We start from the raw sequence: 19,763 nt of genomic DNA, 5'->3' as shown, positions 1-19,763 counted from the left end.
CGCAGACTCAATACTGAAATTGCGGGGAATCGTCAAGGCTTTAGGCGGACGTTTGTGAAAACTTCGTTGAGGACTGGTGAAGCCGGGTAGCTTTCCACCTTGTTGGACAACGCCAACGCGGAGATGGGGAAGGCAATCGGGACGGCAGGGACCGACGCCGCGATCTCTGCGTTGATTGCCTGGTACTGGGCGTTTCGGTCGTCGCCGTTGGGCATGGCACGTGCCCGCTCGATCTTGTGGAAGACTTCCGAGTCCGAGTATCCGAACTCAGCCCGGGTCTCACCGAACAGGGGCCCGAGGAAGTTGTCGGCGTCGGCGTAGGAGCCGTTCCAGCCCAGAAGGTGCAGGCCGCGGTCGCCCGCCGACTGAACCCGTTGCAGGTAACCGTCCTCCCAGTCCACCGGCACGGGCTTGATGTTGAAGCCCACTGCAACCAATTGCCGGCTGATCTCGGCGTAAATCTTCTCGGGAGTGGGCATGTAGGCGCGGGTGGCGTTCAAGGGGTAGTAGAACTTGATTTCCTCGCCCTTGTAGCCCGCCTTTTCCAGCAGCTCCTTGGCCTTCTCCGGGTTGTAGCCCAGCGAGGGGGCATTGTTATTGAAGCCACTGAGCTTGGGCGGCACGAACTGTGATGCCTGCGCCGTGTTGTCGATGAAGAACCGACGGATCAGCGTTTCCTTGTCGACTGCCATTTCGATTGCCTGGCGGACTTCCAGCTTTTCCAGGGGCGCCACTGCCTGGTTGATGCCGAGGTACATCACGGAGAAGGGGTCGCGTTGGATGATCTGGACACCCTTTTTGACCAACTGGTCGAAGGTCCCCGACGTCACGAGGTCGTAGGCGTCGATCTTGCCGTCCAGGAGGGCCTGCTGCCGCGTTTCAGCGCGATCGTAGGGGATGAAGTTGATGGTGGCTATCTGGCCCCTGTTTCCCCAGTAACCCTTATAGCTGGAGAGTGACACTTTGTTCTCGTCCCAGGCGCTGAACTCATAGGGCCCCGTTCCTACGGGATGGGAGGCATAGGCGGACACGGCCTGGCCATTGCGGGCTTGGTCCAGGACGTTGGCCTTTTGTGCTTCAAGGGCCGCCGGGGAGGAGATGGCGAAGGCGGGGAGGGTCAACGCCTGCAGGAAACCGGTGAAGGGCCGGGTCAGGTTGATTTGGACATCGTTGGCCGAGACCACCTTGCAATCTTTGAAGATGGAGAACACTGGTTCGTCGGAGTAGGCCTTGAAAACACCTTGGAAAGAAATCCCGGGTGCTTGCTTTCGGAGGTCCGCAGGGAAGGTGAACCAGCGGTTGAAGTTGGCGCAGACAGCGGCAGCGTCCAAGGGCGTGCCGTCGTGGAATGTTACTTCGGAGCGAAGCGTGAAATCGTAGCTGAGCCCGTTGTTGCTGTCCTTCCACTCCGTGGCAAGGAGGGGGGTGGTCTCGCCTGTCGCGCCATCGACGCCGACCAGTCCTTCAAGGACCTGGCGGGTGATCCGGTAGGACTCGGAATCGGCCGTCATGGCGGGGTCCAACCCCAAGGGCATGGAGGCCGTGCCGAAGTTGAAGATGGCCGCGGGCTCCGCGGGGGCGGAACTGCTTGCTGACGAAGACGGTGCCGGCCCGGGGGATCCGGTGCACGCTGCCAGTCCCAAAACCGCTACGGCAGCTCCGAACTGTACGGTCAGGCGCCGCATTTTGATGCTTGCCACTCTTGTCCCCTCAAGCCGGTTGGAAGTGCTGTGGCCGGCTTCGGCCAGACCGCATTCCAGTCTAGTTGAACGTCCTGAGTGCGCTTCCCAGCGCATTTTCAGGAAACCATCCCCACTGCTTGAGGAAAAAGACACCCCCGGTTCTGCAGAGTTCCGCAACCGGGGGTGTACCGTGTGGCCCAAAACCACTGTGCTTCTTCACACTGTGCGCAAGGGGGGACTTGAACCCCCACGCCCGAAGGCACAGGAACCTAAATCCTGCGTGTCTGCCAATTTCACCACTCGCGCTGGCCGGCAGGCGTGCCGCCCTGTTGGGCGGACCCTGCCATATACCGGACTACAGTGTACCCGCTACTTGTCCAGCTTGAGGTCCCGGCGCAGCTTGGCAACGTGGCCCGTGGCGCGAACGTTGTACTGCGCCAGGGACACTTTTCCGTCGGGGTCGACAACGATCGTGGAACGGATCAATCCCATGTAGGTCTTGCCGTAGTTCTTCTTCTCGCCCCATGCCGCGTAGGCGTCCGCGACGGCGTGGTCTTCGTCGGAGAGGAGTGGGAATGTCAGTTGTTCCTCGGCCGAGAACTTTGCCAGCGCCTTGGCGGGATCGGGGGAGATGCCTACGACGTCGTAGCCGGCGGCCTGCAGGGAACCAAGAGTGTCGCGGAAGTCGCACGCTTCCTTGGTGCAGCCGGGCGTGGACGCTGCCGGGTAGAAATAGACGATGGTTTTTCGCCCACGGAAGTCCGAGAGGCTGACGCTATTGCCTGATTCGTCCGGAAGGGTGAAGTCCGGGGCGACGTCGCCCGGGATAAGTCGTTCTGCCACAATATGCTCCTTGCTTTCGATCGCGATTTCCCAGTTTAGTGCGCAGAAGCCGCGTCTCATCCCCCTCCGCGCATATACTGTCGGCATGCCAGATATGGAGAGATGGCCCACCACCCGATTGCTTTCGACAGCTGCGCGCCTGGTGGAAATCTCGTGGAACGAAAAACTTAAGTCCATCGGCCTTACCCACGCCGGAGTCATTGCCATGCAGGTGCTTGCCGCCAAAGGTGCAATTACGCAGGCGGCGCTGGCCGAAGTTGCGCGGGTCAAGGCCCAGACAATGGGCACTACCCTCGCGCGGCTGGAGTTGCATGGGCACATCACCCGCCAACGCAGCGACTCCGACCGCAGGAGCCACGTGGTCACCCTTACCGAGGCCGGGAGCGCAGCCCTCGCGGAAGCTGTAAAGCTTGAGCAGGATGTCTTGTCCCCCGTAGCCGTTGATACCGCACGGTTGCGGGAGGAACTCAGGATAGTAGTCCGGGGGTTGGCGGGGCTGCCGGCTCCGGAAACGGAGTCCCCGGAGACTGGCACCGACGTACCCAAAGTCTGAGGAAGGCCATGGTTTCCCTCTTGGGAAGCCCTGGCGGAGAAGCAAAAAAGGCTCCGGATCGTGGAAGACGATCCGGAGCCTTTTTTCTTGGTGCACCCCCCGGGACTCGAACCCGGAACCCATTGATTAAGAGTCAATTGCTCTGCCAGTTGAGCTAGAGGTGCAGCATTTCGTTGGGGGTGCTTCGGGTAATTCGCATTCCTCGGCGAGCTCCGCAACGACAAATAACTCTACACCACTTTTTGCGGGCTAATGACCATTGGGGGGCCAGCGTGATGCATGCCATGTCATTGCTTTCCGGGGTTTCCCGGGAAAGCAAAAAGGCCTTGGAGCAATATTCGCTCCAAGGCCTTTCTTTGGTGCACCCCCCGGGACTCGAACCCGGAACCCATTGATTAAGAGTCAATTGCTCTGCCAGTTGAGCTAGAGGTGCAGCTGTTGTATTCGATCAACCCAGGGGCTTTTCATTCCCCGGCGATCTCCGCAACGACATGTAACTCTACACGACTTCCACCGAAGTGTGAAATCGACTCCCAACCGACTGCGGACCTCAGGATGAGCCCCGCAGGATCAGCGCGAAGTCGGGGTTTTTGTTGTTGCTCAGGACCCACAGCGTGCCGTCCGGAGCTCTGGCCACATCCCGCAACCGCCCATATTCACCTGTGAAATAGGCCACAGGTTCACCAGCCGTCCCGGCGTTGAGCGGGACTGCCCAGAGCCGTTGACCTCGCAGGGCGCCTGTGTAGGCCACGCCGTCCACGATTTCGAGTCCGCTCGGGGACGCCTCGGAAGTTGAAGGCCACACGACCTTGGCGTCGATCAGTCCGGCCCTGCCGGGTGCGCCGGTCACTGCAGGCCATCCATAGTTGCCCCCCGGCGTTATGAGGTTCAGTTCGTCATCCACGTCCGGACCAAACTCGCTGGCCCATAACCTTCCTTCGCTGTCCCATGCCAAGCCCTGGACGTTGCGATGACCGTAGCTGTAGACGGGATTTTCACCGAACGGATTTCCCGGGGCGGCACGTCCTTCCGGAGTAAGGCGCAGGATCTTGCCGCCCAAGGCATTGGTATCCTGCGGCTGTTCCCTGCGCTGGGAGTCGCCTGTGCCTACGTAAAGGAATCCATCGGGGCCAAAGCGGATCCGGCCGCCGTTGTGGGTTGATGCCTTGGATATGCCGGAGAAGATGACTTCCGGGTCGCCGAGTGACAGCCTCCCGCCTGCGTCCTCGTCGAGCCGCATCCGCGCAATACGGTTGTCGCTCGCAGAAGTGAAATAGGCATACAGCCAACGGTCTGTGGGGTAAGTCGGCGACACGGCAAGGCCCAGCAGGCCACCTTCGCCTCCGGGGTCGACGCCGGGAACCTCACCTATGGTTGTGGCCCGGCCATCGCGAATGCCCTTGACCTGGGCCGAATCGCGCTCGGATACCACCGCTGTGCCGTTCGGCAGGAAGACGACGGACCAAGGGAGCTCCAACCCGACGTCGAGCTTCCCCAGGAGGTCAGTGGCGGGCTGGGGGCCCACCGTCCCCTGACCGCCTCCAGCACTGGCAGTTGAGGAGGGGGCTGTCGCCCCCGGGGTCGCTGCGGATCCCGGCGACGATGGACTGCCAGTGCATGAAGCCAGGGCCAGGATCAGGGCGAATGCCGAAGCAGGCATGAGCGAGATGCGCCGTGCCACTGCGTGCCTGCCCATGCCTGCGTCCGTTGCCTATGCCTGCGGATTCTGCCGCTTCAGTGCCTGTTGCGCCTGGGCGGCCTGAAGCCGGCAGCTTCCGCATGTGCGGCCGACTCGAACCAAACGTCCGCGGTGACGTCGTCGTACCCTGCCGCGTCTTCATCGTGGTAGGTCATGGCGGCGGCGTTGGCCTTTACGGGGTAGCCGTCTCCCGAAGCGCTGGAGGACCCGGTTCCATAAGGGTGCTCGGCCGCAAGGTGTCCGGAACTTGCGGAATCCTCGGCCGCGGCAGACTCTGCGCCCGGCAGCGTGGGGGAGTGGGCGTCGGTGTACTCATGGTGATGGACCGGGGCGCCGCTCTCATCGGTCCATGACGATTCCCATTCGGCCTTGTCTGCCGCATCAACTGCGTCTGCTGCATCAACTGCGTCTGCTGCATCGACTGCGTCTGCTGCGGCGGCTGGTTGTGAAGCACCTGCATCCCAGTCGTCAACGTCGCCGGCGTCGGCGGCATGCAGCTTCGCGTCGGTGTCCACTTCGGGTTCATCCACCACCGGCTCCTCGATCACCGGCTCCTCAATGACAGGTGCGGCGATGACAGGTTCTTCCACCGTCAAGCCCGGAGTTTCCACCGGGTGGGGTTCGGGGGAGGGGGTCTCCGGCGCGTCGTCAACGTCGCCGATGGAGGAGGCGCTGTTGGCCCCTTCTTCCCTGCTGGCTTTGATGTCGCTTGCTTCGTCGCTGATTGATTCTTCCCCTGCGGGGCCGCTGCCCTCGGCGGCAGCCTTGCCCAAATTCGTTACTCCGGCCAGGCCGGCTAGACCTGCTGTCGCGGCGGCTGCATCCGGAAGGGGAGAGGTGTTGCTGGGCTCCATTGCGGCGGGAGCGTGGGTTGAGACCGAATTACGTGCTTTGTTGCGGTTCATCAGCCACCAGACAATAGCAATGACCAACACAATGACAATGACCCAAATTAACCAGTCCATGGTGGATGCCCTTCTGCTCACAGCGGTGCAGTTCGTGGTGTTCCTGACGTTACGTGCCTCCTAATGGGCTGTCCAGCGTTTGACCTGCTGTTCCACGGAACTTAATCAGTTTGCTTAGGAATGTGCGGGGGTCGGAAAATGCTGTGGAAAGGAATTCCGGCGGGTCGCCTAGGCTGGCTGAATGGACTTCAAAAGGCTGCAGATTCTGCGCGAGTTGGCAGACCGGCAAAGCGTTGGCGCAACGGCTGATGCCATGAATGTCACTGCTTCTGCTGTTTCCCAGCAATTGAAAACCCTGCAGGCGGAAATCGGTGTTGTGCTCGTTGAGAAGGTGGGCAGGGGTGTTCAGCTCACGGAGGCCGGGCACGCCATGGCCGCCGCTGCTGCAGACATCGCCACCGCCATGGCAAGGGCGGAATCCACCATCGACACCTATCGGAAGGGCTGGCAGGCGCGCGTTTCGGCGGCCTTCTTCCCCAGCGCCGCCGAGATGCTGTTGCCAGGTGTGTTGCATCGGGTCGCGGCTGTGGACGGCCTCACCTTTGACGCCCATTTCGAGGACCCGGGTACAGCCCATTTCGCACCTTTGGTGGCGGATTACGACATCGTCCTTGCCCACAGCGTGGATGGGCCGGAGGTTTTCGCTCGTCAGGGACTGATGGTGGTGCCGTTGCTGGAAGAGGCCCTGGACGTCGCGATGCCGGCCGGCCACCCCCTGTCGGCCAAGGCCGTGCTAAGTCCCGAGGACGTCGTTGACTACCCCTGGATCGGCGTTCCGGAGGGGTTCCCTTTTGACACCGTCCTTCGGCAGATTGAACTGAACGCCGGCAGGCAGGCTTCGAGGGGTCAACGGTATCCGGACCTGAGGGTGCTTGAGGCCCTCGTGGGTGCCGGCCACGGAATCTGCCTTCTCCCGCGTTATACGGCCCGGGCCAGTGCCAGACGAGGTTTGGTCCTTCGACCACTCACGGAGGTGAAAGCCAGCAGGAGCATCGTTGCCTTGTTGCGCCAGGAGGTTGCCGCGCGGGCCACCATCTCCCTTGTCGTGGACATACTCAAGGACGAGGCTGCCGCAATCGGCAGGGAACTCCACGATTCCCACCACGACACATAAAGTCCGGATCAGGTTATGACCGCAATATTCGGCTGATCATGCATAAACCGGTGGGGAACAGTACTGGCGGCCCCAAGGTACCCATAGACTTTGCTCATGAGTGACACCACCCAGATTGCGACAGACAACACGCCGGACATCAAGCCCCGCAGCCGGGTCGTGACCGACGGCATTCACGCGGCACCCGCCCGCGGGATGTTCCGCGCGGTCGGCATGGGCGACGACGACTTTGCCAAACCCCAGATTGGTGTCGCCAGTTCATGGAATGAGATCACCCCCTGCAACCTCTCCCTCAACCGCCTCGCGCAGGGTGCCAAGGAAGGCGTCCACGCCGGCGGTGGCTTCCCGATGCAGTTCGGCACCATTTCCGTTTCAGACGGCATTTCCATGGGCCATGAGGGCATGCACTTCTCGCTCGTTTCCCGCGAGGTCATTGCCGACTCCGTGGAAACCGTGATGCAGGCCGAGCGCATCGACGGCTCGGTTCTCCTGGCCGGTTGCGACAAGTCGCTTCCCGGCATGCTCATGGCCGCGGCCCGCCTGGACCTCGCCTCGGTCTTCCTCTACGCCGGCTCCATCATGCCGGGGTGGGTCAAGCTTGAGGACGGCTCGGAGAAGGAAGTTACCCTCATCGACGCTTTCGAAGCCGTCGGCGCCTGCGCCGCGGGCAAGATGAGCATGGAGGACCTTACCCGGATCGAAAAGGCCATTTGTCCCGGCGAGGGCGCCTGCGGCGGCATGTACACGGCCAACACCATGGCATGCATCGGCGAGGCCCTGGGCATGTCCCTTCCGGGGTCGGCCGCCCCACCCTCGGCAGACCGCCGTCGTGATGACTTCGCCCGGAAGTCCGGTGAAGCGGTAGTCAACCTGCTGCGCCTGGGCATCACGGCCCGCGACATCATGACCAAGAAGGCCTTCGAAAATGCCATTGCCGTCACCATGGCATTCGGTGGTTCCACCAATGCCGTGCTGCACCTCCTGGCCATTGCCCGCGAGGCGGAAGTTGAGCTGACGCTGGATGACTTCAACCGCATCGGCGACAAGATCCCGCACCTCGGGGACCTCAAGCCATTCGGCCGGTACGTCATGACTGACGTGGATAAGATCGGCGGCGTGCCCGTCATCATGAAGGCGCTGCTCGACGCCGGCCTGCTGCACGGTGACTGCCTCACCGTCACCGGCAAGACCCTTGCCGAAAACCTCGCCTCGATCAACCCGCCGGACCTTGACGGCAAGATCCTTCGCGCCTTGGACAACCCCATCCACAAGACCGGCGGCATCACCATCCTCCACGGCACCATGGCCCCGGAAGGAGCCGTGGTGAAGAGCGCCGGTTTCGACGCCGATGTCTTCGAAGGCACCGCGCGTGTGTTCGAGCGTGAGCAAGGCGCACTGAACGCGCTGGACAATGGCGAAATCCATAAGGGTGATGTTGTGGTCATCCGCTATGAAGGACCCAAGGGTGGACCCGGCATGCGGGAGATGCTGGCCATCACAGGAGCCATCAAGGGCGCGGGCCTGGGCAAGGATGTCCTCCTGCTCACGGACGGCCGTTTCTCGGGTGGTACCACGGGCCTGTGCATCGGCCACGTTGCGCCGGAAGCGGTCGACGGCGGTCCCATCGCCTTCGTGCAGGATGGCGACCGGATCCGCGTAGACATCGCGGCCCGATCGTTCGACCTCCTGGTTGACGAAGCCGAGCTTGAAGCCCGCAAGGTGGGCTGGGAGCCGCTGCCGGCCAAGTTCACCAAGGGTGTCCTGGCCAAGTACGCCAAGTTGGTCCACAGTGCCTCCACTGGGGCGTACTGCGGATAGTTCCTACCGTGGACTCCGGCTGCCATGAGACAGTCGGAGTCCGGTGGGCGGACATCGCTGTCCAAATAGTGAGATACGGTAGTGGTCAATTGACACGTATCTCACTTTGAGGGAACACTGAACGCATGATCACATTCGTTACCGTCGGCGTCGTCGTCCTTACCAAGCGCGTGGCTTAGTCCGACCGGTAACGAACTGTCACGCGCAAACCCCTCGAAGAGCCGGAAGGCTGAGGGGTTTTTTTATTCCCCTAAGCAAGACCCATCTATTGAAGATCCACTAAGGAAGAGTCCGATGAGCAAAGGATCGCCGATCAGCCCCTCGCTGATGGCTGCAAAGTCCGCTGGAGCCCACAAAGCTCCGGAAAAGGTCGACCGTACGGCTGAGGCCGTCGTCGTCGACGCTGTTGCGCCTCTCTCTCCTGTACTTGGGCCGAACACCGTTGTACCCCCAACGGTGATGTCCGGCTCGCAAGCAATTGTCCGCTCGCTCGAAGAACTCGGCGTGGACGATATTTTCGGTTTGCCCGGTGGCGCGATCCTGCCCACCTACGACCCCTTGATGGCTTCCAGCATGAATCACATCCTGGTCCGTCACGAACAGGGAGCCGGCCACGCCGCGCAAGGCTACGCCATGGTCACTGGACGGGTTGGCGTTTGCATCGCTACCTCGGGCCCCGGTGCCACCAACCTCGTTACCGCCATCATGGACGCCCACATGGACTCCGTGCCGATGGTGGCCATTACCGGCCAGGTCTCCAGCGGAGTCATCGGTACCGATGCCTTCCAGGAAGCGGACATCGTGGGTATCACGATGCCCATCACCAAGCACTCTTTCCTCGTGACGGACCCCAACGACATTCCGCACGTCATGGCAGAAGCTTTCCACCTCGCATCCACGGGCCGTCCCGGTCCTGTGCTGGTAGACATTGCCAAGGACGCCCAGGTGGGCCAGATGACGTTCTCCTGGCCGCCGAAGGTTGACCTGCCGGGCTACCGTCCAGTGGTCCGCGGCCACAATAAGCAGGTCCGCGAAGCTGCCAAGTTGATCGCCGCAGCAAGCAAGCCGGTCCTGTACGTGGGCGGCGGCGTAGTCAAGGGCCACGCCTCGGCCGAGCTGATGGAACTCGCGCTGGCTACCGGCGCCCCTGTGGTCACCACGTTGATGGCACGTGGCGCATTCCCTGATTCCCATCCCCAGCACGTTGGCATGCCCGGCATGCACGGCTCAGTATCCGCCGTGACTGCCTTGCAGCAGGCCGACTTGCTGATCACCCTTGGTGCCCGGTTTGATGACCGGGTCACGGGTGTATTGAAGACCTTCGCCCCCTTCGCCAAGGTCATCCACGCAGATATTGATCCCGCGGAAATTTCCAAGAACCGTACAGCCGATGTCCCGATTGTTGGCTCGGTCAAGGAAATCATTCCGGAGCTCACCGAAGCCGTAAAAACGCAGTTTGAACTCAGCGGGACCCCGGACCTGGATTCCTGGTGGGCCTTCCTGGGCAACCTGCGGGACACATATCCGCTGGGTTGGACGGAGCCTGAAGACGGGCTCACGGCTCCGCAGCGCGTGATCAAGCGCATCGGTGAGCTCACCGGTCCCGAAGGCATCTACGTTGCCGGCGTCGGCCAGCACCAGATGTGGGCCGCCCAGTTCATCAAGTACGAACGGCCCCACGCCTGGCTGAATTCAGGTGGCGCAGGAACCATGGGATACTCGGTTCCGGCAGCCATGGGTGCCAAAGTCGGCGAACCGGACCGCGTGGTCTGGGCCATCGACGGTGACGGCTGCTTCCAGATGACCAATCAGGAACTGGCCACCTGTGCCATCAACAACATCCCCATCAAGGTGGCCATCATCAATAACTCCTCGCTGGGCATGGTCCGCCAATGGCAGACGTTGTTCTACGAGGGCCGCTACTCGAACACGGACCTGAACACAGGCCATGACACCATCCGGATTCCGGACTTCGTGAAACTGGCCGATGCCTACGGTTGCGCCGCACTGCGGTGTGAGCGTGACGAAGACATCGACGCCACCATCCAGAAGGCCCTCGAGATCAATGACCGCCCGGTGGTCATCGACTTCGTCGTCAGCCCCAACTCGATGGTGTGGCCCATGGTGCCTTCGGGCGTCAGCAATGACCAGATCCAGGTTGCCCGCAACATGACCCCGGAATGGGAAGAGGAGGACTAGGCATGACCCGCCACACACTGTCCGTTCTGGTAGAAGACAAGCCCGGCGTGCTGACCCGCGTGGCCAGCCTCTTCGCCCGGCGCGCATTCAATATCAATTCCCTGGCTGTGGGACCCACCGAAGTCCCCGGCATGTCCCGCATGACGGTTGTCGTCGACGCCGACGGCGACCTCATTGAGCAGGTCACCAAGCAGCTCAACAAGTTGGTCAACGTGATCAAGATTGTGGAGCTGACTTCAGAATCTTCCGTACAACGCGACCACATCCTGGTCAAGGTACGTGCGGATGCCGCGACACGCCTGCAGGTTACCCAAGCTGCAGACTTGTTCCGTGCCGCCGTCGTCGACGTGTCCACCGACTCGTTGGTGATTGAGGCAACCGGTACCCCCGAGAAGCTCGCTGCACTGCTCTCAGTGCTCGAGCCGTTCGGCATCCGTGAAATCGTGCAGTCCGGCACCTTGGCCGTTGGACGGGGATCCCGCTCCATGAGTGACAGGGCGCTCCGCTCCGCGTGAGCAGTGCGTCCAGTACCGCAGCACCACAATCAATATCTAAGAAAACCACTCAAGAGGAGTTACGCAAGTGACTGAAATGTTCTATGACGACGACGCAGACCTGTCGATCATCCAGGGCCGCAAGGTAGCCATCGTTGGCTACGGTTCCCAGGGCCACGCCCACGCGCTCAACCTGCGCGATTCCGGCGTCGAGGTTGTTATCGCACTGAAGGACGGCTCCAAGTCGGCCGCCAAGGCAGAGGATGCAGGCTTCACGGTCAAGAACGTTGCGGACGCTGCCGAATGGGCAGACGTCATCATGATCCTGGCACCGGACCAGCACCAGCGCTCGATCTTCAACGATTCCATCAAGGACAAGCTGACCGAGGGCAAGGCGCTTGCCTTTGCACACGGCTTCAACATCCGCTTCGGCTACATCGAGGCTCCGGCCGGCGTTGACGTCATCCTGATCGCTCCGAAGGCTCCGGGCCACACCGTGCGCCGCGAATTCGAAGCCGGCCGCGGTATCCCGGACATCATCGCTGTTGAGCAGGACGCTTCCGGTTCCGCATGGGACCTGGCGAAGTCCTACGCCAAGGCCATCGGCGGCACCCGCGCCGGCGTCATCAAGACCACCTTCACCGAAGAGACCGAAACCGACCTCTTCGGCGAGCAGTCCGTCCTTTGCGGCGGCGTTTCCCAGCTCGTCCAGTACGGCTTCGAAACCCTGACCGAAGCCGGCTACCAGCCGCAGATCGCCTACTTCGAGGTTCTCCACGAGCTCAAGCTCATTGTGGACCTCATGTGGGAGGGTGGCATCGCCAAGCAGCGCTGGAGCGTTTCCGACACCGCTGAGTACGGCGACTACGTCTCCGGCCCGCGCGTCATCACCCCCGAGGTGAAGGAAAACATGAAGGCTGTCCTCGCGGACATCCAGAGCGGCGCGTTCGCCAAGCGCTTCATCGACGATCAGGACAACGGCGGCGCCGAGTTCAAGGAACTGCGTGCCAAGGCAGAGCAGCACCCCATCGAAGAGGTCGGCCGCGAACTGCGCTCCCTCTTCTCCTGGCAGCAGCAGGACGCCGACTACGTTGAAGGTTCCGCAGCCCGCTGATCCTTGGGAGCATGAGCCCAGTGGCGCATGCCCTGCACGACGCCCGTCCGGCCAACACAGCCGGGCGGGCGTCGCCGTTTTACCCGTCGTTTCTCCACCGAATAGCCCAGCCACCCTGGCTGTGAACTTCTTCACAACAGCTACCGGTCCGGCCGTAACATCCCTCGCCGGCAACGGAATCCCCGCCCGGATTCGATATTCTGGGCTGGTCCCGGCGCCGTGCCCGGGCCACGCATCCGCTCCTTGTCCAGTTCTGTCCCAAAGTTGTCCAAAGTAAGGTGCCACCCCGTGTCAGCCAGCAAACCCGTCGTCCTCCTCGCAGAGGAACTTTCGCCCGCCACAGTCGAGGCATTGGGCCCGGACTTTGAAATCCGACAGACCGACGGCGCCGACCGTTCCCAGCTGCTGTCCGCAATCGCCGACGTCGATGCCATCCTGGTTCGTTCGGCCACGCAGGTGGACGCCGAAGCCATTGCTGCGGCCAAGAACCTCAAGGTCATCGCCCGTGCAGGCGTCGGACTGGACAACGTGGACATCAAGTCCGCCACGCAGGCCGGCGTCATGGTGGTCAACGCCCCCACGTCCAACATCGTCTCGGCCGCAGAACTCACCGTGGGCCACATCCTGAGCCTGGCCCGCCACATCCCGCAGGCCAGCTCCGCGCTGAAGAACGGCGAGTGGAAGCGCTCCAAGTACACCGGCATCGAGCTCTTCGAGAAGAAGATCGGCATCATCGGCCTGGGCCGCATCGGCGCCTTGGTGGCAGCGCGCCTGCAGGGCTTCGAAACCGAGATTCTTGCCTACGACCCCTACATCACGGCGGCCCGCGCGGCCCAGTTGGGCGTCAAGCTGGTAACGCTGGATGAACTTCTGCAGAATTCCGACTTCATCACCATCCATATGCCCAAGACGCCGGAGACGGTGGGCATGCTGGGCGCTGACGCATTCCGCAAGATGAAGGAATCTGCGTACGTCATCAACGTTGCCCGTGGCGGTTTGGTGGACGAAGAGGCTCTCTATGTTGCGCTGAAGGAAGGCCAGATTGCCGGTGCCGGCGTGGATGTCTTCGTCAAGGAGCCGAGCACCGACCTCCCGTTCTTCGAGCTGGACAACGTCATTGTCACCCCGCACCTTGGAGCGTCCACCGACGAAGCCCAGGAGAAGGCTGGCGTCTCTGTTGCCAAGTCGGTCCGCCTGGCGCTTGCCGGCGAACTTGTTCCGGACGCAGTCAACGTTGCCGGCGGCGTCATCGCCCCCGACGTGCGCCCGGGCATCCCGCTGATCGAAAAGCTGGGCCGGATCTTCACTGCGCTGACCCACGCATCCTTGACGCAGATCGACGTCGAGGTCGCTGGCGAAATTGCGGCACTGGACGTCAAGGTTCTTGAACTGGCCGCACTGAAGGGCGTATTCGCCGACGTCGTCACCGAGCAGGTCTCCTACGTGAACGCTCCGGTCATCGCCGAACAGCGCGGCATCAACACCCGCCTCATCACCACTCCCGACGCTGAGGACTACCGCAACGTCCTGACCATCCGTGGCGCACTCAGCGATGGTTCCCAGATCTCTGTTGCCGGTACCCTTACGGGTCCCAAGCAGGTGGAGAAGCTGGTGGGCGTCAACGGATACGACGTCGAAATCCCCATCAGCGAGCACTTGGTTGTTGTGGCCTACGCAGACCGTCCCGGCGTGATCGGTACCATCGGACACATCCTGGGCATGAACAACATCAACATCGGCGGCATGCAGGTGGCCCGCCAGACTGAAGGCGGCCAGGTTCTTGCGCTCCTGACCATCGACAGTTCAGTCCCGCAGCAGGTCCTGGAGGCCATCAAGGCCGGTATCGGCGCAGACATGGTCCGGGAAGTGGACCTGGAGGACTAGGACTGGATCTGATTTCCACCCGCTAAGTTCGCGTGCCGGCGACACACCTTTGGCACGCAGGAGTGGCCGGTCTGCTTACAATGGCTGAGTCCGTGATTCGGACCCGGCAGCAGGCCGGCCACAACTTTTGCACATACAGCCCGGTATTCCCTTGTGTCTTTTGAGGAAACACGGACTCTGTGTGCGCGCCCGCAATCAAGGTCTCAGGGAGCCCAATGAACGCCGTCCAAAGGTTCATCAGAAGCCGTGTGCTGCTGCTGACCGCGGCCATTTTGATCGTCGCTATGTGCTTGTCAGTCCTCGTCCAAAGCCAGTCGCAGGCTGCTTTGAACCGGACAGTGGACGAGAACTCGCGGGGTCTCTACGACATCCTGGTCCAGGCCAAGCCTGACCAGGCCCAAGACGGCGACGGCGGTGCCCTGATCCAGCCGGAAATCGCCAACGGCCAGGGCGGCATCAGCTTTGAGCAGCTGGAGAAGATCCGGACCATGGGCCAGACAGCCGTGGCCGCACCCATCAGCCTCGTCTCCCGCGTATCGCAGAACCTGGAGGCTCCCCGCCTCAATGCCATGGACTACCTCGGGTACAACGCCGGCCTTGCCGGAGCTGTGACAGCAGGGGATCCTTCCGCCATGGATTCCAGCAAGTGGCCTGCTGCGGAATCGGTGTTGTCCGATAGCCCCAAGAAGTACCGTTTGACCGCCTCGGCTACGAGCTCTGACGGAGTTAACCAGCAGACGCTGTTCAAGACCAGCGCCGAGGGCACCTTGGGCAAGGGCCGCTTGGTCCAGGAGCAGGCTGCGGGCGGCACCAACGTCAGGATTGCCGGCGCTGATGGCGAGACCGGCATCAAGTTCCCCGCTCCAGCCCTTGGCTCTGAGCACAACCTCTTCAATCTCTCCGTGGCACTGCCCCTGGCCCCTGAGGTGACTGAGTCCGTCGTCGCAGTGGACCCGGCCGCTGAGAGGGCGCTGCTGGGCTCCGCAGGCGACTTCCTGGCTCCGCTTGAGAAGGCTCCGCCGGCCGATGCCCGTGATGCGGGTGCCATCGGGCGCCACTTCGAGAGCCTGTTCACTACAGGCCTGAGCATGGACCAGCTGGAAGAAGGACCGGACTTCCTGGGCGTCAAGCTCAAGTACTGGGCGCCGCTGATGACGCAGTACCAGCAGGCCAAACGTGACGGTTTGCTGACCGATGATTCCCAGGCCATTCCGCTGATTGTCCGCTCGGGCACATCCCTTGACCTGCAGTACTCGGTGAAAATCGAGGAACTTGACGCAAGCGGCAAGGTGGTCAACGAGGTAGGCACCGTAACGCGCTCCTTGGACAAGGACTACCTTCCGTTCGTCTCCAAGTCCCCGTTCGCCCTCGAATGGCCGGGATCCACGGACCACAGCAAGCTTCTGGGGAGCACAGCCTCCTTCAGCCAGGGACTGTACAACCCGGCTACGTGGAGCACGGCATTTGCTGCGGCGCCCCAGTACAAGGAAGGCGACGAGGCCTCCAACGGAGCATCTGAGAAGAGCGCGACGCCGGGGGACTGGGTCACTGTCAACCGCTTGCCCGAGAAGTCGTCCTTCGGCGCGGCTGTGGACCAGACCCAACGCAAGCCGGTTGACGAGCGTTCCTACCGGGAAGACCTGGAAACGGGCAAGAAGCCGGCCGCGCCGCTGCCCATGGTGTACGGCACCTTCGACCCGGCCGATGTCCAGTCCGCAGCCGGGGACGTCAACAAGTTGCCCCTTGGCGGCTACGATCCCACTCCCATGACGCTCAGCAAGGACGCTGAAGGTAAAGACGTCGAAGGCACGGAACTGAAGCCCTCCCTGAGTGCAACAGGCCTGGTCAGCCAGTCCGCCGGTGCCATCACCGATTACTACGGTCTCGCAGCAGCGCGGGGTTACGACACCAACGCCGACGTCATTGACGCCATCCGGGTCAAGGCATCCGCCACCGGCAACTGGAAGACGGCGCAGCCGGAGGTGGAGAAGCTTGCGACGCAAATCCGCGAGCTCGGCCTCGAAGCCACTGTCGTGGCCGGTTCCGCACGTGAAGACGCCAACATCTTCGTCCCCGGGTACAGCAAGGACGACGCCGGCAAGGAGTCGCCGCTGGGTACTGTCCAGCAGTCGTGGGTCCGCCAGGATGCGGCCGACGCAGTTTCCGGTTCCCTGACCGGTACCAACATCACTTTGCTCTTCCTGACGCTTCTTGGCGCGACGCTCCTGACAGGCGCGTCCACAGTGAGCTACATCCGGCAGCGCCGGAGCGAAGCCGGAATTCTCCGGGCGATGGGTTGGACGCAGAAACGCATCCGATCCTGGGTCCTTGAGGAGTTTGCCGTCGGTGCCGCAGCCCTTGCTGCAGCAGGCGTCATTCTCAGCCTGCTGAGCTGGAACCTCGCCACGGTCATCGTGTCAGTGACCATGCTGGTCATCTACGTCGGTGCAGCGCTGCTGGCCGCCCAGCAGTTGCGTCATCGCGTGGTGATTGATCAGGAACCGCAGCTCGATGACCGCCTCGTGACAGTGGACTCGCCGCTGACATTCGCCAACAGGCAACTGACCACCAACAGGTTCAACTCGATTTCGCTGGCAGTGGCAGTGGGCGTGTTCGGTGCTGCAGTGGGTGCGTTGATCGCCTTGCTGATCGACATCCCCCGGGCAGCAGGAGCCAGTGCCTTGAGTGGGCTGGCCGCTGCGAGCATTGCCCTGCCGAGCGTCATCCTGGCCATCTTCGGCGTGGTTGTCGGCTTGCTGCTGACGCTGGTCACCGGGCGTTTCGAACTCCACGCCAAGCGGGAATACCTCGGTACCCTGCGGGCCATGGGCTGGAACCCGGACATGCTTGGACAGGTCCGCTTCTTTGAAAACGCACTGGTAGGCACCGTGGCTCTTCCCCTGGGTGTCCTGGGCGCCCTCGGGCTGGGACTGCTCCTGGCACCCTACGCGGCTCTCTGGGCCGGACTGGCCGGTCTGCTGGCCGTAATTTGCTGGATTCCGATTGCAACGAAAGTAGTCAAATGACTGACAACCTCAACCCCGAGCTGACGGCCACCCCGGAGTCCACGGACGAGTCGCTGCAAACCCGCGCCAACACCATTGTGAAGGCCGCGGACCACGCTACTCCCTTGGAACTGAGCCGGGTCACCATCCACTACGGTGGCGACAAGGGCGGTGCTGAGGAAGTCGACGTCGTCGATGACTTCAACCTCACGCTGCACGCCGGCGAGATGCACTGCATCGCCGGCCGAAGCGGCTCCGGAAAGACCAGCATCCTGACCGTGAGCGCCGGATTGACGCTTCCGACGTCGGGCAAGGTCTTTTGGGAAGGCCTGCCGCTGGACACCATGGGTGACGACGAGATCGCAGACCGTCGCCGTGCACTCATCGGCTACGTGGACCAGGGTGGCGCTTTGATCGACGGCATGAGTGCCCTGGAAAACGTCTTGCTTCCCGCCGTGCCGGATGGGGAAGTGGAACAGCGGACGGAGATGGCCAAGGACCTCCTGGACCTGGTGGGCCTCGGGCGACGCATGCGTCACCGTCCCGCCCAGCTCTCCGGCGGTGAGCGCCAGCGTGTGGCCATTGCCCGCGCCCTGATCCTTGGTACCCGCGTGCTGGTAGTGGATGAGCCCACTGCGAGCCTCGACCGGGCCGCAGCCAACCGCATCATCGGAATCCTGAAGGACACCACCAGCGATGGCATCGCTGTCCTGGTGGCCTCCCACGACCACGAGCTGGTACGGCTCAGCGATACGCTGACCGAACTTAACTAAAGCTATTTCATCCCAAAAAAAGGTAACTTCTTAGAGTGACGTCTCCAGAGAAATCCCCGTTCTACATCACCACCGCAATCAGCTACCCCAATGGCGTACCGCACATCGGCCACGCCTACGAGGTCATTGCGACTGATGCGATGGCGCGCTTCAAGCGCCTGGACGGTCATGAAGTGTTCTTCATGACCGGGACGGACGAGCACGGACTCAAGATGCAGCAGTCGGCCGAGAAGGAAGGCATCACTGCCAAGCAACTCGCGGACCGCAACTCGGCTGCGTTCAAGCAGATGAGCCAGGACCTGGGGATCTCACACGACCGCTTTATCCGCACCACCGACCAGGACCACTACGCCGCCTCGCAGGCCATTTGGAAGAAGATGGAAGCCAACGGCGACATCTACCTGTCCAAGTACGAGGGCTGGTACTCCGTCCGTGACGAGGCGTACTACGTCGAGGACGACACCGTAGTGAAGGAAGACGGTCTCCGTTACTCCAAGGAGACGGACACCTTGGTGACCTGGACGGCTGAGGAAAGCTACTTCTTCCGGCTCTCCAACTACCAGGACAAGCTCCTTGCCCTGTACGAAGAACAGCCTGAGTTCGGTGCGCCGCAGTCCCGCTTCAACGAGGTCATCAGCTTCGTCAAGCGCGGGCTCGAGGACCTGTCCATCAGCCGCACCACTTTCGACTGGGGTGTTCCGGTTCCGGGCGATGAGAAGCACGTCATGTATGTGTGGGTTGACGCCCTGACCAACTACCTGACGGGCGTGGGTTACCCGGACGTTGAGTCTGAGTCCTTCAAGAAATTCTGGCCGGCCGACGTTCACGTCATTGGCAAGGATATTTCACGCTTCCACGCGATCTACTGGCCCGCGTTCCTCATGAGCGCCGGCCTTGAATTGCCCCAGCGCGTCATGATCCACGGCTTCCTCACCAACAACGGTGTGAAGATGTCCAAGTCCTTGGGCAACGTGGTGGCACCGCAGGATTTCGTTGCCCAGTATGGTTTGGACCAGTGCCGCTACTTCTTCCTCCGCGAAGTCCCCTTCGGCGCGGACGGCAACTACAACCATGAAGCCATCGTGGGCCGCATGAACTCGGACCTGGCCAACAACTTCGGCAATCTTGCCCAACGTTCGTTGTCCATGGTGGCGAAGAACTGCGAGGGAACAGTTCCAGTGCCCGGGGAGTTCACGGCAGAAGACAAGGCATTGCTGGCGCAGGCAGGGGAGTTGCTGACGACTGCCCGTGCCGCGTTCGACAAGCAGGAGTTCAGCCGTGCCCTTGAGGCCATCTGGACAGTGCTGGGTGACACGAATGCGTACTTCGCCGATCAGGCGCCATGGGTGCTTCGCAAGACCGACGTCGAGCGCATGAACACGGTCCTTTACGTCACGTTGGAAGTAGTCCGGATTGTGGCGATCCTCGCCCAGCCGGTCATGCCGTCGTCGTCGGCCAAGCTGCTTGGAGTCCTGGGCCAGTCCGAAGGCGAAGCCCGGCAGTTCGCCGCCATCGCGACTCCGATCGTGGCGGGAACGCAGTTGCCGGCCCCCGCGCCGGTCTTCCCGAGGTACGAGGAACCCGTCGAAGCTTAAGGCTCAGGGCGCTCTCTCACTGCCT

General features: G+C 62.2%; 14 protein-coding genes and 3 tRNA genes. 10 read left to right on the top strand and 7 right to left on the bottom strand.

Going from position 1 to position 19,763, the window contains the following annotated elements:
• Positions 1 to 32: 32 nt before the first annotated feature.
• The 3 genes from J3D46_RS18935 to bcp all read right to left on the bottom strand — a co-directional run bounded on the left by J3D46_RS18935 (position 33) and on the right by bcp (position 2,525).
• Positions 33 to 1,685: an ABC transporter substrate-binding protein gene (locus tag J3D46_RS18935; RefSeq protein ID WP_231339989.1), complete on the bottom strand. Its 1,653-nt coding sequence runs from the start codon at positions 1,683 to 1,685 to the stop codon at positions 33 to 35.
• Positions 1,686 to 1,906: 221 nt separating this feature from the next.
• A tRNA-Leu gene (locus J3D46_RS18930) sits at positions 1,907 to 1,988 on the bottom strand.
• Between the two features lie 63 nt (positions 1,989 to 2,051).
• Entirely contained in the window at positions 2,052 to 2,525 is a 474-nt protein-coding gene (gene bcp / locus J3D46_RS18925; RefSeq protein ID WP_231339967.1) for a thioredoxin-dependent thiol peroxidase, read from the bottom strand.
• An 85-nt stretch (positions 2,526 to 2,610) separates the two neighbouring features.
• Between bcp and J3D46_RS18920 the strand changes: the two genes are divergently transcribed.
• Entirely contained in the window at positions 2,611 to 3,078 is a 468-nt protein-coding gene (locus J3D46_RS18920) for a MarR family winged helix-turn-helix transcriptional regulator (protein ID WP_231339966.1), read from the top strand.
• 88 nt (positions 3,079 to 3,166) lie between these two features.
• On the opposite strand, the gene J3D46_RS18915 is transcribed toward J3D46_RS18920, so the two are convergent.
• The 4 genes from J3D46_RS18915 to J3D46_RS18900 form a co-directional block, all read right to left on the bottom strand.
• Positions 3,167 to 3,242: transfer RNA gene (locus J3D46_RS18915), tRNA-Lys, on the bottom strand.
• Positions 3,243 to 3,435: 193 nt separating this feature from the next.
• Positions 3,436 to 3,511: transfer RNA gene (locus J3D46_RS18910), tRNA-Lys, on the bottom strand.
• 117 nt (positions 3,512 to 3,628) lie between these two features.
• Positions 3,629 to 4,774: a sorbosone dehydrogenase family protein gene (locus J3D46_RS18905; protein WP_231339965.1), complete on the bottom strand. Its 1,146-nt coding sequence runs from the start codon at positions 4,772 to 4,774 to the stop codon at positions 3,629 to 3,631.
• Positions 4,775 to 4,812: 38 nt separating this feature from the next.
• Positions 4,813 to 5,742 (bottom strand): hypothetical protein, encoded by a 930-nt coding sequence (locus tag J3D46_RS18900; protein WP_231339964.1) that lies wholly within the window; start codon positions 5,740 to 5,742, stop codon positions 4,813 to 4,815.
• A 181-nt stretch (positions 5,743 to 5,923) separates the two neighbouring features.
• Here J3D46_RS18900 and J3D46_RS18895 point away from each other — a divergent pair, with 181 nt between their 5' ends.
• From J3D46_RS18895 to metG, 9 genes are all read left to right on the top strand, one after another.
• Positions 5,924 to 6,856: a LysR family transcriptional regulator gene (locus J3D46_RS18895; RefSeq protein ID WP_231339963.1), complete on the top strand. Its 933-nt coding sequence runs from the start codon at positions 5,924 to 5,926 to the stop codon at positions 6,854 to 6,856.
• 96 nt (positions 6,857 to 6,952) lie between these two features.
• A complete protein-coding gene (ilvD, locus tag J3D46_RS18890) occupies positions 6,953 to 8,674 on the top strand; it encodes a dihydroxy-acid dehydratase (RefSeq protein ID WP_231339962.1) in 1,722 nt (573 codons plus the stop codon).
• A gap of 294 nt (positions 8,675 to 8,968) precedes the next feature.
• Positions 8,969 to 10,873 (top strand): acetolactate synthase large subunit, encoded by a 1,905-nt coding sequence (locus J3D46_RS18885; protein WP_231339961.1) that lies wholly within the window; start codon positions 8,969 to 8,971, stop codon positions 10,871 to 10,873.
• A gap of 2 nt (positions 10,874 to 10,875) precedes the next feature.
• Positions 10,876 to 11,388: an acetolactate synthase small subunit gene (gene ilvN / locus J3D46_RS18880; RefSeq protein WP_021470923.1), complete on the top strand. Its 513-nt coding sequence runs from the start codon at positions 10,876 to 10,878 to the stop codon at positions 11,386 to 11,388.
• Positions 11,389 to 11,455: 67 nt separating this feature from the next.
• Positions 11,456 to 12,481, top strand: coding sequence for a ketol-acid reductoisomerase (gene ilvC, locus J3D46_RS18875; RefSeq protein ID WP_159702194.1), 1,026 nt, complete (start codon positions 11,456 to 11,458; stop codon positions 12,479 to 12,481).
• A 288-nt stretch (positions 12,482 to 12,769) separates the two neighbouring features.
• The gene (serA, locus tag J3D46_RS18870) at positions 12,770 to 14,365 is read left to right on the top strand and encodes a phosphoglycerate dehydrogenase (RefSeq protein WP_159702197.1); all 1,596 of its coding nucleotides are present in this window, start codon (positions 12,770 to 12,772) and stop codon (positions 14,363 to 14,365) included.
• Between the two features lie 215 nt (positions 14,366 to 14,580).
• The gene (locus tag J3D46_RS18865; protein WP_231339960.1) at positions 14,581 to 17,391 is read left to right on the top strand and encodes an FtsX-like permease family protein; all 2,811 of its coding nucleotides are present in this window, start codon (positions 14,581 to 14,583) and stop codon (positions 17,389 to 17,391) included.
• Entirely contained in the window at positions 17,388 to 18,143 is a 756-nt protein-coding gene (locus J3D46_RS18860) for an ABC transporter ATP-binding protein (RefSeq protein ID WP_159702203.1), read from the top strand. The genes J3D46_RS18865 and J3D46_RS18860 overlap by 4 nt, the downstream gene beginning before the upstream one ends.
• Positions 18,144 to 18,178: 35 nt before the next feature.
• Positions 18,179 to 19,738, top strand: coding sequence for a methionine--tRNA ligase (gene metG, locus J3D46_RS18855; RefSeq protein WP_231339959.1), 1,560 nt, complete (start codon positions 18,179 to 18,181; stop codon positions 19,736 to 19,738).
• Positions 19,739 to 19,763: the final 25 nt, after the last annotated feature.

The sequence above is a fragment of the Paenarthrobacter sp. A20 genome (assembly GCF_024168825.1).
Lineage (GTDB): Bacteria > Actinomycetota > Actinomycetes > Actinomycetales > Micrococcaceae > Arthrobacter.
This window is presented reverse-complemented; position numbering and strand designations above follow the sequence as displayed.